Genomic DNA, 17,123 nt, shown 5'->3' on the forward strand with positions numbered 1-17,123 from the left:
AGGCGAAGGGCCCTCCCACAATTGTGGGATAGCGTGCGACGAGTGAGATCATCATCCGTCGAGCGCGAGGCGGTGCGCGACGTCGAGAACCTGTGCCGGATGGACCTCGACTCCGCGCAGTTGCAGCGCCGCATCGGTGCCCGGTTGTCGCGTCGGCTCAATGCCGATGCCTTCTGTTTCGGCACCATGGACCCGTCGACGCTGCTCGTGACCGGCCACGTGACCGAAGGCATCCCGCCGGAGGCGGCCACGGCCGCCGCGCACAACGAGTATCTGGTCGACGACGTTCTCAAGTTCGCCGCGCTGGCCCGCGCCGACGTGCGTGCCGGCGTACTCAGCGTGGCCGTCGGTGGGAATCCGCGGCGCAGCCACCGGTACCGCGCACTGATGCCGCTCATCGACGCCCGGGACGAGCTACGCGCGACGTTCGTGGTCGGCGGGCTGTGCTGGGGCGGCATGTCCCTGTATCGCGGCGGCCGGCGACCCACCTTCTCCGCGGCCGATGCCGCGCTGTTGCAGCGGCTGTCCGCCACGATCGGCGCGGCGCTTCGTACCGCCGCGCACCGTCCGGCGACCGGCGCCGCACGCGGTCCCGCCGACGCGGGCGTGCTCGTCCTCGACCACGATCTCCGGCTCGTCACCGCGAATCCGGCCGCGCAGCGGTGGATCGAGGAACTCGGTTCGTCGGGACTACCCATCGCCGTCCTCGACGTCGCCGCGCGGGCACAGAAGTCCGCGGCCTACGGGCGCGTCCGGGACCGGTCGGGACGGTGGATCTCCGTGCAGGCGTCACCCCTCACCGGCGACCGCCCGGCGTCCATCGCCGTTCTCATCGCCCCGGCGCCGACCGCCGAGGTGATCGAGATCCTGCAACTCGCGTACGCGTTGACCCGCAGCGAGCGGGCCGTCCTGGAACAGGTCATCAGCGGCGCCTCCTCGCGGACGATCGCCGGCCGGCTGTTCATCACCACGGCGACCGTGCAGGACCACCTGAAGGCGATCTTCGCGAAGGTGGGCGTGCGGAGCCGGGGCGAACTGGTGGCGCGCATGCTGGACGGCGGCTTCCGGACCGTTGCCGCGGGATAGGCGCACCTGCCGTACGCGGGGCCGGGTGCCGCGGCCGTCAGTCGGCCACGACGAGTGCCTGCGGGGCGGCCTGCTTCATCCGGCCGCGCAGCCAGGAGAGCTGGATCGCGGTCTCCGGTCCGCACTCGGACGTCACGGCAAGGAGTTCGCGGTCGCGGGCGCCCTGCGCGGCCTGCGCCACGACCGTCCAGCAGATGTCGCACTCGGCGGCCATCAGGTACAGGTCCTGCAGGTCGCGCAGCAGCCCGAGGCCGCCGGTGCGGGTGCCGCGGAACAGCTCGGAGTGGAGGCGTTCGGGCTCGTCGGGGGCGTCCTCGGCGTACCTGCGGGCGAACGGCTCCAGCCGGCCGGCGTGCGCGTCGCAGACCCGTGCCTGGTCGTGGCACAGGTGGAAGATGTCCGGCTCCTCCTTGTGGTCCTCGGCCACCTGACGGAACGCCTCCGCCAGCGCGTTCTGCGAACGGTGCAGCAGGCCGAGATAGTGGGCCAGGTGCACGGCTACCCCTTCCCGATCCGCACGGCCGCCACCTTGAACAGCGGCTGCTTGGACACCGGATCCCACGCGGTGACGGTCAGTTCGTTCGCGGCGACGCGGCCGGGGGCGTCGAAGCAGCCGTAGTGGAACGGCACGAACACCGTGCCGGGGCGCACGTCGGCGATCCGCGCCGGAGCGAACATCTCGCCGCGCGGCGACGTCACGCGCACCCGGTCGCCGTCGCCGATGCCGAGCCGCGCGGCGTCGTCGGCGTGCAGTTCCACCCACACGTCGGGGGCGGCGGCGTTCAGCTCCGGCGCGCGGGCCGTCTTGGTGCGGGTGTGGAAGTGGTATACGGTGCGCCCGGTGGTCAGCATGAACGGGTACTCCTCGTCCGGCACCTCCGGCGCGGGCCGGTAGTGCGCGGCGTGCAGGAAGGCGCGTCCGCGCGGTTCCTTGGCGCGGTACTCCTGCGCGGTGTGCTCGGCCCCGGTCGACAGGTCCTGCCCGTAGGTCTCGCAGTAGTCCGGGTCGGTGTGGAAGATGCCCTCGGTGTAGAGGCGTTCGGTGCCGTGGGGGCGGTCGGCGGTGCACGGCCACTGGATGCCGGTGCCGGCGCGCAGCTTCTCGTAGGTGATGCCGGTGTAGTCGCAGGGCCGTCCGGCCGAGCAGCGCTTCCACGCCTCGAACGCACCCTCGGCGTCCCGCCAGCCGATCAGCGGCCGGCCGTCCCGGTCGCGGAAGTCCATGCGGGCCGCGTAGTCGAGGAAGATGTCGAGGTCGGCGCGGGCCTCGCCGGGCGGCTCGACGGCCTTCTCGCTCAGGTGCACGGTGCGGTCGGCGTTCGTGAAGGTGCCGAGCTTCTCGCCCCAGCCGGCCGCCGGCAGCACGACGTCGGCCAGTTCGGTGGTCTCCGTGCGGTACAGGTCCTGCACCACCACCATCAGGTCCGCCGAGGAGAGCGTGCGCCGGATCCGCGCGAGTTCGGGGAGGGAGACCGCCGGGTTCGTCGCCGATATCCAGAGCAGTCGGATCGAACCCTGTTCGGCGTAGCGGAAGATCTGCATCGCGTGCGTCGGTGGGGCCCAGTGCGGGATGGTCGTCCCGTCGACGTTCCACAGCTCGGCGAGCTGCCTGATGTGGGTGGCGTTGGCCCAGTTGCGCAGCCCGGGCAGGTCCCCGTCGGCGCCGGTCTCGCGGGTGTTCTGTGCGGTCGGCTGGCCGTTCATCTGGTAGAGGCCGGCGCCGGGGCGGCCGAGCATGCCGCGGATCAGGTGCAGGTTGTTGACGGCGCACGCGGCGGCGGTCGCCTGGTTGGACTGGTAGAAGCCCTGCAGCACGGTCGAGAGCAGCCGGTACGCGCCGCCGACCAGCTCCGCGGCGCGTTCCAGGTCAGCGGCGCGCAGGTCGCAGATCTCGGCCACCCGTGCGGGTGTGTAGGAGTCCACGACGCGGCACAGCTCCTCGAACCCGATCGTGTGCGCGCGCACATACGCCGGATCGGACTGTCCATTGTGGATGATGAGCCGCAGTATGCCGTTCACCAGAGCGAGATTGGTGCCGGGACGCGGGGCGAGGTGCACGTCCGCCTCGCGCGCGACGGGCGTGGTGCGCGGGTCGACGGCGAGCATGGCCGGTCTCGCGCCGCCGCGCCTGCGGTCGAGCATCCGCGCCCACAGCACCGTCTGCGTCTCGGCGACGTTGTGCCCCCAGAGCGCGATCGCGTCGCAGTGGTCGACGTCGGTGTACGAACCGGGCTGCCCGTCGGTGCCGAAGCTCGCCTTCAGCGCGGCCGCGGCGGTCGCGGTGCACAGGCGCGTGTTGCCGTCCATGTGCGGCGTGCCGAGGCCGGCCTTGCCGATGACCGCGAGGGTGTAGTACTCCTCGAGGAAGAGCTGGCCGGAGGTGTAGAACCCGAACCGCCCCCAGCCGCCCGGCCTCGCCAGCAGCTGCTTCGAACGTTCGACGATGCGGCCCATCGCCGTGTCCCAGTCTGTCTCGACGAGCCGGTCGCCCTCGCGCACGAGCGGTCGGGTCAGCCGGTCCGGGCTGTGCACGGACCGCCAGCCGTAGAGGTCCTTCGGGCCGAGCCGCCCGCGGTTGACCCGGTCGGTGGCCACGCCCCGCACCCCGACGATCCGCCCGTCCCGAACCCCGATGTCCATGGCGTCGCCGTTGGAGTGCAGGACCGAGGCGGAGCGGAACCAGGCGTCCACGCCGGCCGGGCAGTTCTCGTCGACCCGGATCGGCCACCTCTCGCCCGGGCCGTACGGGGTGCGTTCCCCCCACGGATCGCGGATGCGTTCGGTCCCGTCCGAAACGGCCATAGCGGCCGCCTTACCCGGCGGCCGCCGGCTTACTCGTGGATCAGAGCTTCTTCATGCAGAAGACGTAGGACGAGCTGACCTGCATGATGCCGTTGCGGTAGTACGTGACGGTGTAGTGCGTGTTGTAGCCCGACACGTTCTGGCACGGTGTCGGGTCGATCGTCCCGTACAGGCGCTTGAGCACCTTGTAGTTGCCCTTGACGCAGTCCGCCGGGATCATGTCCGGGTCCTGGTCGCTGCCGTTGTTGTGCAGGCAGCCGCCCTCCTTGACGTCGTCGAGCGACGGCTTGGTGGGCGAGGGCGGCGGCGGGCTGGTCGACGGGCGCGCCGGGGTCGGCGACACCGGCAGCGACGGCGGCGCGTAGCTGAACGTCGGCGATGCCGTCGGGGTGGAGCCGGCGGCGGCCGTGTTCTTCGGCTTGTCGTCGTCGCCACCGCCGAACGAGCGGTATCCGCCGTAGCCGCAGCACGCCACCACGAGCAGCACGACGACGAGGGCGAGCGTCAGGCTCGCCCTGTTGGTGCCGGGCCGCTGCGGCGGCGGCGCGTTGTACGGCGGCCCCGGGAACGCGCCCGGCTGCTGCTGCCCGAACGGGTCGCCCGGCGGCGGGAACTGCCCCGGCTGGCCGCCCGGCGGCGGGAACTGGCCGGTCGGCGGCGGGAACTGCGCCGACTGGTCGCCCGGCGGCGGAAAGTACTGCCCCGGCTGCTGGCTCTGCTGCGGGCCGAAGTAGGTGTGCAGCGAGTCCATCGTGTTGTCGTGCGGCTGATCGTCACGGCCCGGCTGTGACGGCGGAAAAGTCATGGTCGGACACCCCCCGTTGGTCCGCGCAGGAGTGTATCCACACCTGTCGAGCGATGCGCGACCTGGTCCGGGGCCCGCGTCAGGGCTTTTCGGTCTGGTAGACGTCGGGGATGCCGTCGCCGTCGAGATCCAGTTCCTCGACGGCGCACAGGGCGCGGTAGCGGCGGTTGCGCAGCCGCAGGATCACCCCGGCGAGCACGGCCGCGAGCAGCGAGCCGATCAGCACGCCGACCTTCGCCTGCGCGTCGCGCGCGGTGCCGGTGCCGAACGCCAGTTCGCCGATCAGCAGCGACACCGTGAAGCCCATGCCGGCCAGCACCGACACCCCGACCACGTCCCACCAGCCCAGGTCCGGTGACAACTGCGCCCGGGTGAACCGGTGCATCAACCAGGTCGAGCCCAGCACGCCCACCGTCTTGCCCAGGATCAGCGCCAGCACCACCGACACGGTGATCGTGTTGAGCACACCGGTCGACCCGGCACCGACGACCGTCACGCCGGCGGCGAAGAACGCGAACACGGGCACCGCGAAGCCCGCCGACACCGGCCGCCAGAAGTGTTCGAGCCGCTCCGCCCGTTCCATGTCGGACATCGGGACCGCAAACCCGAGGAGGACGCCGGCGATCGTGGCGTGCACACCCGACTCGTGCACGAGCAACCACGCCGCCACCGCGAGCGCCGGCAGCAGCAGGCGCACCGGCCCGCGCCACCGCAGCACCACCGCGAACGCCGCCACCGGCACGAGCGCCAGGAGGAACGCCAGCGGCCGCAGGCCGTCGGTGTAGAAGATGCCGATCACCAGGATGCCGAGCAGGTCGTCGACGATCGCCAGCGTCAACAGGAACGTCCGCAGCGCCGCCGGCAGATGCGTGCTGATCACGCCGAGCACCGCCAGCGCGAACGCCACGTCCGTGGCCGTCGGCACCGCCCAGCCGACCAGCGCGTCGGTGGATCCCCGGGCCAGGTGCACCGCTACGTAGATCCCGGCGGGGCCGGCCATCCCGCCGACGGCCGCGATCACCGGCAGCGCCGCGCGGCGCGGGTCGCGCAGGTCCCCGGCCACGAACTCGCGCTTCAGCTCCAGACCGGCGAGGAAGAAGAAGATCGCGAGCAGCGCGTCGGAGGCCCACGCGGCGAGCGTCAGGTCCAGGTGCCAGGCCGCCGGGCCGACCCGCAGCGCGGCCAGGTCGTGGTACCCGCGCTGCCACGGCGAGTTGGCCCAGCCGAGCGCCAGCACGGCCGCGACCAGCAGGAACACGCCGCCGATCGTCTCGGTGCGCAGGATCTCGCCGATCCGGCTGACCTCGGGCCAGGATCCACGGGTGAGAAGGGGAGTGCGGCGCGGCATCGGGCTCCTCGGGCAGGCAGCGTGAACTCAACCGCCGACCAGACTTCCCGGCACACCTGACCGACAGCCTACCGGGGAGCGGGCCCGTTTTCCCGGTAGGCGACCTTTTCGCGGGCCCCGACCCGGTGCCTGCGGCGCCACGCGAACAGGCCGACCGCGCCGGCGAAGGCGCCCCCGGCGGTGAGCACCCCGAGCACCCCGTACTGCAGCAGCATCTGTCCGACCTGCCGGACCGCCCAGCGCTGCCCCTGCGCCCGGCACCCGTCGCCGGTCAGCGCGAAGAGGCCGCACGGGGTGACGTCGCGCGGCTCCGCCCGGGTGGCCTGCGCGGCGCCCGCCCCGCTGCGGGCCGGCATCGGCTGCGCCGCGTACCAGGTGCGGAAGGCGCGCAGCAGCGCCGCGTGGCCGCGTTCGTTGGGGTGCAGGCTGTTGTTGAGCCAGTTCGCCGGGTTGAACCGCTGCTCGGCGATGCCGCTGACCGAGCGCAGCGCGAGGAAGTTCAGGCCGGGGCGGTTGCGGTTGTCCGGGTCGCACAGCTGCAGATGGGCGTCGCGCAGCGCGTGCCGCATCGGCTCGGCGAAGAAGAAGCCGGCCCGGTCGGCCGCCGCCCGCACGGTGTCGTTGAGGCTCGTCGCGAACCGGCGGATGAAGGCCCGTTCGGACGGGTTCAACGCGACCTGGTCGCAGCGGGGGTTGTCGGCGATCGGCTCCGGATACGGCACCACGACCACCGGCGTGTCGGGGAAGGCGGCGTTCACCGCCCGGTACATCACGTCGAGCCGCGCGCCGAGCTGGGCGAGCGCGTCGGTCCAGAGGCGTTCCTTGTCGGTGCAGGTGCCGGGGGCTATGCACATGAGGCTGATCGTCACGAAGCCCGAGTCGTTGCCGCCGACGCTGAGAACGACCATCCGGGGGGCGGTGAAGCGGGCGGCCTGGTCGAGCTGGGTGCCGTCCTCGCCGGGCTGGGGCTCCGGGTCGGGGTAGACGTCCGACGGGGTGCCGCTCGGCATGATGTTCTCGGTACGGGCGCCGGAGCACGCGAGGAACGCGAGCCGCCAGTCCAGTTCGACCGCGGCGCGGGCCACCCACGACGTGGGCGAGCGGTGGCAGGTGTTGCGGCCGCCCTCGTCTGTGCCGTCGAAGTAGGTCGACGCGCCCTCCCCGGACAGGTACGAGTCGCCCATCGCGATCACCGCCGGGTCCGCCGTTCCCGGGCGCAGTTCCGGGGGAACGTCTTCGTGCGGCGGCGTGATCCCCATCAGCGCCACGACGGCCAGGACGATGGCGATCTCGGCCTGGGTGCTGGAGACCAGCGCGACGACCGACAACCCGAGCACGACCAGCGCGGCCGGCACCCACCACGAGCCGGCGAGCAGGTACGCCACCGTGGCCGCCGCGACGAACACGGCCGCGCCGGTCGGGCCGATCCACGGGCGCGGCCGCTCGCACAGCGCCCGGATCGCCCGCTCGGCGAGCACCGCCAGCCCGGGCGGCAGCAGCACCAGCACCGCCGCGAGGATCAGCAGCGCCCCGACCAGCGGCTGCCCGACGAACCGCAGCGCGAGCACACCGAGCACCAGCAGCACCGCGCCGGCGACCGCGATCCGCGACGCCCACGGCAGCGGCCGCACCCGCAGGCGCCCGACGCGCAGCTCCTCGTGCTGCCGGGCCGCGCTCACGCCCGCGCCGGCCGCGAGATAGAACGCCAGCGCCCCCACCACACCGAGCCCGCCCCGGTGCGTGAACGCGAAGAGGGCGAGGCACACCGCGGCGACGGCGGCGAGCGCCAGACCGGCCGGGGCCGGCACAGTCCACTGTCGATGGTCGTCGAGGCTGTCCACGTACTGGCCGCGCACCCACAGCGTGGCCATCGCGATGAACACCACGAACGCCAGCTGCGTCACCGGCGTCGGCACCCCGGCACGGGCGAGGAACAGCAACACGATGACGGCGACCGCGAAACAGATCGTGCGGCGCAGCGGACCGTACCTGTCGACCATGCCCAGAACGGTCCCACCGCCGCGCGGCCCGACGCGATCCCGTTCCACCGTCCGAGGCTGTCCGGTTGCGGACCTACGATGGGGCGATGGCGTTGTTGCACCGGGCCACGCTGAGCCCGACGAAGCTCGAACTGATGACGGACTGGCTGCCCCGGCAGGACTGGTGGGCCGGTGGTCCGATCGGGCGGGTGGCCTCGTACCGGTTTGACGACCCGGATGGCGAGGTGGGTGTCGAGACGACGCTGACCCGCGGCGGCGACGCCGTCTACCAGGTGCCGCAGACCTACCGGGCGGCGCCGCTGCCGGACGCCGAACGTTGGCTCGTCGGCACCTCCGAGCACTCCGTCCTGGGCAAGCGGTGGATCTACGACGCGGCCGGCGACCCGGTGTACGCGGCGGCGCTGGCCCGTGCCGTGCGCACCGGCGAGGGCCAGGCCCGCGAGTACTTCGAGGAGAACGGCGTGCGCGAGTACCGGCCGTCGTCGCTGGAGATCGCCGTCGGGGAGCCCGGGACGGCGCTTCCGTCCGATGTGGACGGTGTCACCCTCGTGGTCGACGGGCTGGAACTGCTCGTGGTGCGCCGCCTCGATCCGGCCGGCGCGTTGTCCGGTGCGGTGCTCACCGGCACCTGGACGGGGCAGGAGGAGCCGGTCGCGCTGGTCTACGGCCGCCGCCTCTGAGCCCTCCGTCGACCGTCCTCATCGGACGGTGGTTGCACCGTCCGATGTCATCCGGGCCGTCCTTCTCCTGACCGGGCGGCCGCGCCGCTACAGTCCCGCGCTATGACCGCGCCGCACACCGGTTCGCCGCCGGCCGGGGGCCTGTGGGCGCGGGCCGCCCCGCTGGCACCCGACTCGGTGCTGCGCGCCCTCGCGGCCGCGTGCGCGGACACCGAGATCGCCGGCCGGCCGGTCGTTCGGCTGCGCCTCGCCTCGGGACAGGTCGAGACCGGGCGCCTGATCCGGGTCGGCGTCGAGCGCACCGACGAGGTGGTGGTGCTCGGCCTTCCCGCCGAACGCCATCGGCCGCCGGACGAGGCGCTGTACGTGCGCGTGCGTTCGGTCGTGGCGGTCGGGGTGCTCGAGGCGGAGCAGCACCGCGACGTGCTGAGCGGCGGCACGCTCGCCGCACCCGTCACCGGCGAACCCGTCACCCGCCTCGCGCTGCGCCGGCGATACGCGCCGACCGCCGAACTCCCGCTGCGGCCGGACTGGGACACGTGTCCGGACACCCCGGAGGCGCTCGCCAACCTCGCGGCCGTGTTGGAGGCCGTCCGCACGGCCGCCGACGCGGTACGAGCCGACGCGCTCGGCCGGCAGGCGTGGGCGGCGGTCGGGGCCGTTCGGCTGGCGCACCGGCCCGGGGAACCCCTCACCGTCCGGCGCGGGCCGGACGGGCTCACGCTCGCCGTGGACCTGATCGCGGCGCTGCCCCGCCACCTCACGGACGAGGTCACGCGGGGAATCGAATCCGTGCTCTGAAGGGATTTCGCATGGGACTGGCCGAACGTCGGGCGGCGGAGAGGTTCCGCACCGAGGAGTTCCCCGGCTGGAAGAGCAAGCTCGACGAGGCGGCGCACTTCCCGGTGCCGGTCGACGTCGAGTGGTCCGAGCTGGCGAACAACGAGTTCCACGAGCAGTACACCGACCTGTTCGCCCGGGTCTACTTCGGGCCGCTGGTGCGCGCGCTCACCGCGATCACCGTGGACGACCTGGGCATCGAGGCGCTGCGCGAGGGGCTGAGCCGGATCGTCGTGCGCAACACCTACACGTACGCGAGCGAGACCGGGTTCTCGTTCGCCGACGGCGTGCTGACGATCGACCACCGCGGCGACGCGAACATCGACCACGAGGACGACCGGGCCAAGTGGCTGCAGCAGCTCCTGGAGAAAAACCTGTAGCGCCCGTTCCGCGGGACCCGGGGCGCGCATCCCGCGGTGAGTCTTTCGGGTGTTTGTAACCGGAGACATCCCGTCGATCTCCCACGCTGGCGATACTTGGCCGTCGGTTGCCCGGCGCCTCGAGGGGAAGTCGTGATGCGCGTCGACGTACTGATCGTCTCGGCGTTGCCGGTGGAGTTCGAGGAGGCGCGTGCCGCCGGCTCGGCACCGCCGCCGGCGGGCTTCGGCATCGCCGACTGGGTCGAACGCGACCGCGACGGCCCCGCGCCCTACCTCCTCGGCCGGGGAGTGCGAGCGGGCGGCCGGCGGGTGACGGTGGCGCTCGCGCGTCCGGCGCGGATGGGCGGCCGGACGGTCGGCGCGCTGACCGCCGTGCTGGCCGAACGGCTGCGGCCCGCGTGCGTCGCCCTGTGCGGCGTGTGCGCCGGAAACCCGGCGATCGTCGGCCTGGGCGATGTGGTGGTCGCCGAGATCGCCTACGCGTACGACGAGGGCCGGCAGACCGCCGACGGGCTGGTCGCCGACCATCGCCAGACGGCTCTCGACCCGGGCTGGCTACGGGCGGTTCAGGACTTCTCGCCGGCCGGACTGCCGAGCCACGGGCCGGCGGACGACCACGAGGCGACGACTTGGCTGCTGGAGCAGCTCCTGCACGGGAGACAACCCGGTGGGCATCCGGCCCGGGACAGGTTCTTCCCGGGCGGCGCGTGGGCCGGTCGGCTGGCGGCGCTGGCGGAGGAGGGCGTCGTCGCGCGGCGGGATGCGGACTGGGTGCTGACCCCGCACGGTCGCACGGTGGCGGAGCGGGCCCTGCACGACGACGCGCGGGGGCCGGGTCGCCTGCCGTTCGCCGTGGTGGCGGGCCCGATGGCCAGCGGCAGCGCGGTGGTCCGCGACGGCGCCACCTGGGAACGGATCGGCGGCATGGGCGTGCGCACGGTTGCCGGGCTGGAGATGGAGGCGGCCGCCGTCGCGACCGTGGCGCAGCAGCAGCGGATCGGGCACTGGCTGGTGGCCAAGGGCGTGAGCGACCACGCCGACCGGGCCAAGGACGACCGCTACCGGCGGTTCGCCGCCCGGGCCTCCGCCGAGGTGCTCTACGCGCTGCTGGGCCGGTTGATGCCGCAGCCGCAACGGCCGGTCCGGTGGGCCGCGGCGGCGTCGGCCGGTGTGCTGGCCGTCGGGCTGGTCGCCGGCGGGTCGGCCTTCGGCGCACACCTGTCATCCGACGACCGGGGTGGCGCCCCGGCGCCGTTGGTCTCGCGCACGGCGTCGGACGCCGCGCGGTCCGCGCCGTCCGCCTCGTATCCGGCGGTGCCGTCCGCCTCGTCCACGGCGCGCGGCCCGGACCCGGCGCCGGGTGCGCCCACCGCGGGCCCGCCGTCCGGCAGTCGCACGGGCGGTGCCGGGCCGACGGGCGGTGCCGGGCCGACCGGTGGTGCGCCCGCCACGGGCCGGTTCCACGGCGCGATCCTCTTCGACGAGAAATGGTTCGGCTGGACGCTGGCGACCGGACAGTCGATCGACGGCACGGTCACCGGCTGGTCCGCCGGGTTCCAGGTCTGGCTGTTCGCGCGCGCGGAGAACACCGACGAGGTGATCGCGCAGGGCCCGTGCACCGTCGACGGTGGCCGGTGGACCTGCGCGAATCTCCAACTGGACGGCCCGGCGGGCACCCGGGAGCACCTCGACGTCGTCGTCGCCTCCGACGCCGAGGCCGCGAACTACGCGGGCCGCTCGACGGTGCCGCGCACCGCCGCCGGCGACGCCACCCAGATCTACAAGGGCTGAGCGATCACACCCGGAAGGTTTCGACCGCCTTACGGAGTTCCCGCGAAATGTCGGCGAGGTCGACGGCCGCGTCCCGGGTCGCTGTCGCGGCGTCGCGGGCGCTGCCGGTCGCGGCGACCACCTCGCTGATCTCCGCGGAGATCTGGGAGGTACCCATCGCGGCCCGGTTGAGGTCGCCGGACATCGTGCCCGTGGTGGCGCTCTGCTGCTCGACGGCCGAGGCGATGGTGTTCTGGTAGTCGCTGATCCGCGCGATGACCTGGCTGATGCCGGAGATGGAGTGGACGGCGGTGCGGGCGTCCTGCTGGATGGCCTCGATGCGGCGGCCGATCTCCTCGGTCGCCTTGGCGGTCTCCTGCGCCAGGTCCTTGACCTCGCCGGCCACGACAGCGAAGCCGCGGCCGCTCTCGCCGGCGCGGGCCGCCTCGATGGTGGCGTTGAGGGCGAGGAGGTTGGTCTGGGCGGCGATCGCGGTGATCACCTTGACGACGCTGTCGATCTCGGCGGAGGAGTTGCCGAGCTTGACCATCAGGCTCTCGGCGTCGGCGGCCACCCCGACGGCCTGGGTGGCGACCTCGGCGGCCTGGGTGGCGTTCGCGGAGATCTCGCCGATCGAGGCCCCCATCTCCTCGGCGCCGCCGGCCACGGCGTGCACGCCGGCGGTGACGCTGCCCGCGGCGGTGTCGATCGACGCCACCCGCGACGAGGTGTGCTCGACCGTGGCGGTCAGGTCGCGGCTCGCCCCGGCGAGATCCTCCGAACGGGCGGAGAGGCCGGCGCTGGTGGCGGCGAGGGTGCTGACGGTGGCGCGCATCTTCGTGGTCGCCTGGTGCAGCGCCCGGGACATCTCGCCGATCTCGGTCTGTGACGTGTCGGCGGGGCGTTCGGTCAGGTCGCCCTCGGCGACGGCGGTGAGGCGGTCGCGGAGTTCGCGCATGCGACGGGCGAGACTGTGCGCGACACCGAGGGCGAACGCCCCCGCCAGCAGCACGCCGAGCACCAGGAACACGCCGGTGTACAGCCGTGCGCCCGCCGATGCGGCCTTGACGTCCTCGGCGGCCTGCTGCGCGTGGGTGAGCGCCAGTTGCTTGGCCGCCTCCAGGTCCTTGACCGCCTGGTTGGTGGCCGGGTTCAGTTTGGTGGTGCGGAAGTCCTGCCACTCCACCAGCCGTCCCGACTCCTTGATGCCGGCGGACTCCTTGCTCAGCGCGAGGTAGTTCTTCCAGGAGGCCTCGAAGGTGCGCATCGCGTCGCGCTCCGGGCCGGTCACGGCGAGGCTGTTGTACGCGGCGATCTTCTCCGTCACCTCGGCCCGCAGGGCGGTGGTCTCCTTGGCGTAGTCCGCCGCCTTCGCCGGGTCGGCGGCGGTCAGGTTGGACAGGCTGGACCAGCGCTGGTGCCACACGAGTTGGTGGATGTCGTCGATCGTGTGCAACGGCTTGAGCGACTGGTCGTACACCGCCTCCGTGCCGGCCGCGATGCGGTTGATCTGCACGATGCCCACGGTGCCGATCGCGGCGGCGGCCGCCAGAGCGAACCCCGCCGTCATGAGCAGAGTGGTGCGGATGCTGCGCCCGCGCAGCACGCCGGAGACAAGACCGTTCACCATGCGAGAACATTCGGCGGTGTCGGCCGTCACTTGATCGAGGTCAGTTCAAGAGGACGTATCGGTTGGCACCCGCTGCCGCCGACCGGGGGACAGCAGGCCGCATCGCCGGCAGTTCGACGTAGCGGTGCAGCAGTGCCGCACAGCCCAGGCACACCAGCAGGAACGCCAGCACCGCCGCCGGTCCGTGCCGGCCGGTGAAGCCGTTCGGGTGGTCGAGCAGGCGCAGGGCGGCGCCGATGAGCCGGCCACCAGCCAGGTGAACGCGAAGACGCCGGTCGGCGGGTGGCAGGAGTTCCTGCAGCGGCCACCAGCGGATCGACGGGCAACCCCCAGCACAGCAGCGCCACGAGCACCACGGCCCACATGACCGCGTGGCTCCGGAAGATCTTCGCGAGCCGCCGCCATGACCCGCATCGTTCCCACGTGGTATCCGAAGACCAGCATCGCGGCGATCCAGCGCAGACCGGTCAGCGACGGCAGCCGGGCCGGGAGAGCGGACGCGTCCTGCTGGGGCGCGGCGGGGAGCACGGCGGTCATGAGTACGAGACAGTAACGTCCGGCTATCTGCCGGTTCGTCCGGAGTCGCTCGCGGGGTGCCGGGCGCCACAGCCTGTGGCAGAGTCGGGGAGGTGATCTCACCCGACGCGGGCCTCGACCGGTGACGGATCTCCTCGCGCACGCCCGCGACCTGCTGGCGCGCAACCGCTACCTCACCCTCGGGACCGCCGATCCCGACGGCCGTCCGTGGCTGAGCCCCGTCTACTTCGCCGCCGCCGACGAGCGCGAGTTCGTCTGGTGCTCCGAGTCCGACGCCCGCCACTCCCGCAATCTGGTCGAACGCCCCCGGGTCAGCGTCGTCGTCTACGACTCGACGGTGCCGGCCTACCACGGGCGGGCGGTGTACGCGACGGCCACGGCGCGCGAGGTGCCGGACGACGGCCTCGACCGGGCGTTGGACATCTACCCCGGCCCGCCGGAGCGTGGGGGCGTGTCGTTGACGCGGGCGGACGTCACCGGTGCGGAGCCGTACCGGATGTACGTGGCGAGCGTGTCGCGGTTGTGGGTGCTGTGCCCGCGCGAACCCCGGACGCCGTGTGCGTTGCACGGCCTGTCGAAGGATCACCGGGCGCTCGTCGAGCCGTAGCGTGGTGCCATGAGGATTGACGCGCATCACCACGTGTGGGAGTTGGCGAGGCATCCACAGGAGTGGATGAGTGCCGACGAACGTGCCGTCATCGGGCGGGACTTCGCCACCGCCGACTGGGCGGCCGAGGCGGGGCCGTGCGGGATCAACTCGGGCGTTCTCGTGCAGACCGTCGCCGATCCGGCCGAGACGCCGGACCTGCTGGACATCGCCGCCGCCGAGCCGGGCACCGTCGGGGTCGTCGGCTGGGTGGCGTTCGAGGGGGAGCCGGCGAACGCGCTCGACGCGCTGCTCGATCACCCGCACGCGCAGTGGCTGGTCGGCGTGCGCGATCTGACCGACGCGCGGGCCGCGGACGGGTTCCTGATCACCCCCGCCGCGAGCCACGCCGTCGCCGCGGTGGGCCAGCGGTCCCTGACCCTCGATCTCCTTGTCCGGGAACGTCATCTGCCCGCCGTCGCCGTCGCCGCTTACGCCCACCCGGGCACGCGTATGGTCATCGACCACCTCGCCAAGCCCGACCTCGACGTCCTGCCCGCGGGCGAGTGGACGGCACTGATGCGCCCCGCCGCGCACGCGCCGAACGTGGCGGTGAAGTTCTCCGGGTTCGCCACCCAGGTGCGCGAGCTCAAGTCGGCCGGTGCGCAGGTGCGCGACTATCTCGACGCGGCGTTGACGCTGTTCGGGCCGGATCGGGTGATGTTCGGCAGCGACTGGCCGGTGTGCACGGTCGGCGCGCCGTACCCGGAGGTCGTCGCCGCCGTCGAGGACGCGGTCGGCCGGCTCGCCGACGGGGAGCGCGAGGCGTTCTGGTGGGGAACGGCCTCCGACTGGTACCGGCTCGACGCGGGAGGCCGCCGATGAGGACCCGCCCCGGCCCGCACGGGCTCGCCCTCACCGAACTCGGCCTGGGCACCGGCCCGCTGGGCAACCTGTACGAGGCGATCACCGAGGCGCGGGCGGCGGAGACCGTCGCCGCCGCCTGGGACGCCGGGATCCGCCACTTCGACACGGCACCGCACTACGGCATCGGACTCGCCGAACGCCGCCTCGGGCGATGGCTGGCCGGTGTGCCACGCGAGGAGTACGTGCTCTCCACGAAGGCGGGCCGGATCCTGGAGCCCAACCCCGAGCGCGATCCCGGGCCGGACCCGGGCGGCTTCGTGGTCCCCGCGACGCACGTGCGCCGCTACGACCTGAGCCGGGACGGCATCCGACGTTCCCTGGAGGAGAGCCTGCAGCGGCTGGGGGTCGACCGCGTGGATGTGCTGTACCTGCACGATCCGGACGGTCGGGAGGACGAGGCGCTGCGCACGGCGTTCCCCGCGATGGTCGAACTACGCCGAGAGGGCACGGTGCGCGCGATCGGCGCGGGCATGAACCACGTCGGACCCCTCGCGCGTTTCATCCGCGAGTCCGACCTGGACGTGATCCTCTCGGCGGGCCGCCTCACGCTGCTGGACCGCGGCGCCGAGCCCGAACTCCTCCCGCTGGCCCGCGAGCGCGGGGTCTCCGTGGTGATCGGCGGGGCCTACAACTCCGGCATCCTCGCGACGCCGCGACCGCGGCCCGACGCCCGCTTCGGCTACCGGCCGGCCGACGACGCGGTGCTGCGGCGGGCATCGGCGCTGGCGGACGTCTGCGAACAGGCCGGCGTCGACCTGCCGACGGCGGCGCTCGGGTTTCCGCTCGCGCACCCCGAGGTGGCGTCGGTGCTGGTCGGGGCGCGCAGCCCGGCGGAGGTGCGCGAGGCGGTCGACCGCTGGTCCACGCCCGTCCCGCCGGACCTGTACGCGCGGCTCGCTCCGTCCTGAAGCGCGGCCCGGGCGGCGGCGTGGCTACGACCGGGCGGGGACGCGCAGGCCGGTGAAGCCGCCGTCGACCGCGAGCAGCGTGCCCGTCGTCGACGAGGAGAGCGGGCTCGCCAGGTAGGCGATCGCGTGCGCCACCTCCTCGGCGGAGACGAGCCGGCCCATCGGCTGGCGGGCGACCAGGGCCGCGAGGGCGGCGTCGCGGTCGTCGGCCACCTCCAGCAGGCGCTGCACCCACGGCGTGTCGGCGGTGCCGGGCACCACGGCGTTGACCCGGATGCCGTCGTGCAGGTGGTCGGCGGCCATCGCCAGGGTCAGCGCGGCGACCGCGCCCTTGCTGGCGCTGTACAGCGCCCGCTGCGGCACCCCCACCGGCGCCACGATCGAACAGGTGTTGACGATGGCGGCGGCCGGCGAGGTGCGCAGGTGCGGCAGCGCGGCCGTGGTGGTGCGGGCGATGCCGACGACGTTGACATCGAGGACGCGGTGCCACTCCGCGTCGTCGTTCGCGGTCACGTCGCCGGCCGCGCCGATGCCGGCGTTGTTGCACAGGATGTCGATGCGGCCGAGCCGGTCGACGACGGTGGCGATCGCCGTCTCCACCGTGCCGCGGTCCCGCACGTCGCAGGCCACGGCGAGGTCGGCGGTCTTGTCGTCGTCCGGGTTCAGGTCGAGGCTCGCGACCGTGGCGCCCTTCTCCCGCAGGATCGTCGTGGTCGCCGCGCCGATACCGCTCGCGCCACCCGTCACCACGGCCACCAGTCCGTCGAACTCCGCCATCGCGCGCCTCCAGCCTTTTCGGATCAACCTACCTGTTCAGGCGCATC

15 protein-coding genes are annotated in these 17,123 nt (G+C 73.1%); 8 read left to right on the forward strand and 7 right to left on the reverse strand.

From position 1 onward, the window contains the following. Nucleotides 1-42: 42 nt before the first annotated feature. A complete protein-coding gene (locus tag Val02_RS06270; RefSeq protein ID WP_203897917.1) occupies nt 43-1,086 on the forward strand; it encodes a helix-turn-helix transcriptional regulator in 1,044 nt (347 codons plus the stop codon). A 37-nt stretch (nt 1,087-1,123) separates the two neighbouring features. On the opposite strand, the gene Val02_RS06275 is transcribed toward Val02_RS06270, so the two are convergent. The 5 genes from Val02_RS06275 to Val02_RS06295 all read right to left on the reverse strand — a co-directional run bounded on the left by Val02_RS06275 (nt 1,124) and on the right by Val02_RS06295 (nt 8,089). Continuing rightward, nucleotides 1,124-1,582 (reverse strand): hypothetical protein, encoded by a 459-nt coding sequence (locus tag Val02_RS06275; protein ID WP_203897918.1) that lies wholly within the window; start codon nt 1,580-1,582, stop codon nt 1,124-1,126. Between the two features lie 2 nt (nt 1,583-1,584). Continuing rightward, a complete protein-coding gene (locus tag Val02_RS06280) occupies nt 1,585-3,888 on the reverse strand; it encodes a molybdopterin oxidoreductase family protein (RefSeq protein WP_203897919.1) in 2,304 nt (767 codons plus the stop codon). Between the two features lie 40 nt (nt 3,889-3,928). After that, nucleotides 3,929-4,693, reverse strand: coding sequence for an LppU/SCO3897 family protein (locus Val02_RS06285; protein WP_203897920.1), 765 nt, complete (start codon nt 4,691-4,693; stop codon nt 3,929-3,931). A 79-nt stretch (nt 4,694-4,772) separates the two neighbouring features. Next, the gene (gene nhaA, locus Val02_RS06290) at nt 4,773-6,041 is read right to left on the reverse strand and encodes a Na+/H+ antiporter NhaA (RefSeq protein ID WP_203897921.1); all 1,269 of its coding nucleotides are present in this window, start codon (nt 6,039-6,041) and stop codon (nt 4,773-4,775) included. Nucleotides 6,042-6,109: 68 nt separating this feature from the next. Beyond that, nucleotides 6,110-8,089 (reverse strand): SGNH/GDSL hydrolase family protein, encoded by a 1,980-nt coding sequence (locus Val02_RS06295; protein ID WP_203897922.1) that lies wholly within the window; start codon nt 8,087-8,089, stop codon nt 6,110-6,112. 38 nt (nt 8,090-8,127) lie between these two features. On the opposite strand from Val02_RS06295, the gene Val02_RS06300 reads away from it, so the two are divergent. The 4 genes from Val02_RS06300 (at nt 8,128) to Val02_RS06315 (ending at nt 11,732) form a co-directional block, all read left to right on the forward strand. After that, on the forward strand, nt 8,128-8,721 hold the full coding sequence (locus Val02_RS06300; protein WP_203897923.1) for a CG0192-related protein: 594 nt from the start codon (nt 8,128-8,130) through the stop codon (nt 8,719-8,721). A gap of 102 nt (nt 8,722-8,823) precedes the next feature. Next, nucleotides 8,824-9,522, forward strand: a complete 699-nt coding sequence (locus tag Val02_RS06305) for a hypothetical protein (protein ID WP_203897924.1) — start codon at nt 8,824-8,826, stop codon at nt 9,520-9,522. 11 nt (nt 9,523-9,533) lie between these two features. Next, nucleotides 9,534-9,941: a hypothetical protein gene (locus tag Val02_RS06310; protein ID WP_203897925.1), complete on the forward strand. Its 408-nt coding sequence runs from the start codon at nt 9,534-9,536 to the stop codon at nt 9,939-9,941. A 135-nt stretch (nt 9,942-10,076) separates the two neighbouring features. Further along, nucleotides 10,077-11,732: a hypothetical protein gene (locus Val02_RS06315; protein WP_203897926.1), complete on the forward strand. Its 1,656-nt coding sequence runs from the start codon at nt 10,077-10,079 to the stop codon at nt 11,730-11,732. A 4-nt stretch (nt 11,733-11,736) separates the two neighbouring features. Here Val02_RS06315 and Val02_RS06320 read toward each other — a convergent pair whose 3' ends face one another. Continuing rightward, nucleotides 11,737-13,341 carry a HAMP domain-containing methyl-accepting chemotaxis protein gene (locus Val02_RS06320; RefSeq protein WP_203897927.1) on the reverse strand — a complete coding sequence of 535 codons (1,605 nt, stop codon included), beginning with the start codon at nt 13,339-13,341 and terminating at the stop codon, nt 11,737-11,739. Between the two features lie 658 nt (nt 13,342-13,999). On the opposite strand from Val02_RS06320, the gene Val02_RS06325 reads away from it, so the two are divergent. Genes Val02_RS06325 through Val02_RS06335 form a run of 3 tightly spaced genes read left to right on the forward strand, consistent with a single transcriptional unit; the run spans nt 14,000 to nt 16,299 of the window. Further along, nucleotides 14,000-14,485, forward strand: coding sequence for a pyridoxamine 5'-phosphate oxidase family protein (locus Val02_RS06325; RefSeq protein WP_203897928.1), 486 nt, complete (start codon nt 14,000-14,002; stop codon nt 14,483-14,485). A gap of 9 nt (nt 14,486-14,494) precedes the next feature. Then, nucleotides 14,495-15,349 (forward strand): amidohydrolase family protein, encoded by an 855-nt coding sequence (locus tag Val02_RS06330; protein WP_203897929.1) that lies wholly within the window; start codon nt 14,495-14,497, stop codon nt 15,347-15,349. Next, the gene (locus tag Val02_RS06335; RefSeq protein WP_203897930.1) at nt 15,346-16,299 is read left to right on the forward strand and encodes an aldo/keto reductase; all 954 of its coding nucleotides are present in this window, start codon (nt 15,346-15,348) and stop codon (nt 16,297-16,299) included. The genes Val02_RS06330 and Val02_RS06335 overlap by 4 nt, the downstream gene beginning before the upstream one ends. A gap of 24 nt (nt 16,300-16,323) precedes the next feature. Here Val02_RS06335 and Val02_RS06340 read toward each other — a convergent pair whose 3' ends face one another. Then, nucleotides 16,324-17,076: an SDR family NAD(P)-dependent oxidoreductase gene (locus Val02_RS06340; protein WP_203897931.1), complete on the reverse strand. Its 753-nt coding sequence runs from the start codon at nt 17,074-17,076 to the stop codon at nt 16,324-16,326. Between the last annotated feature and the right edge of the window lie 47 nt (nt 17,077-17,123).

Source organism: Virgisporangium aliadipatigenens (assembly GCF_016863615.1).
In the GTDB taxonomy this organism is placed as follows: Bacteria; Actinomycetota; Actinomycetes; order Mycobacteriales; family Micromonosporaceae; genus Virgisporangium; species Virgisporangium aliadipatigenens.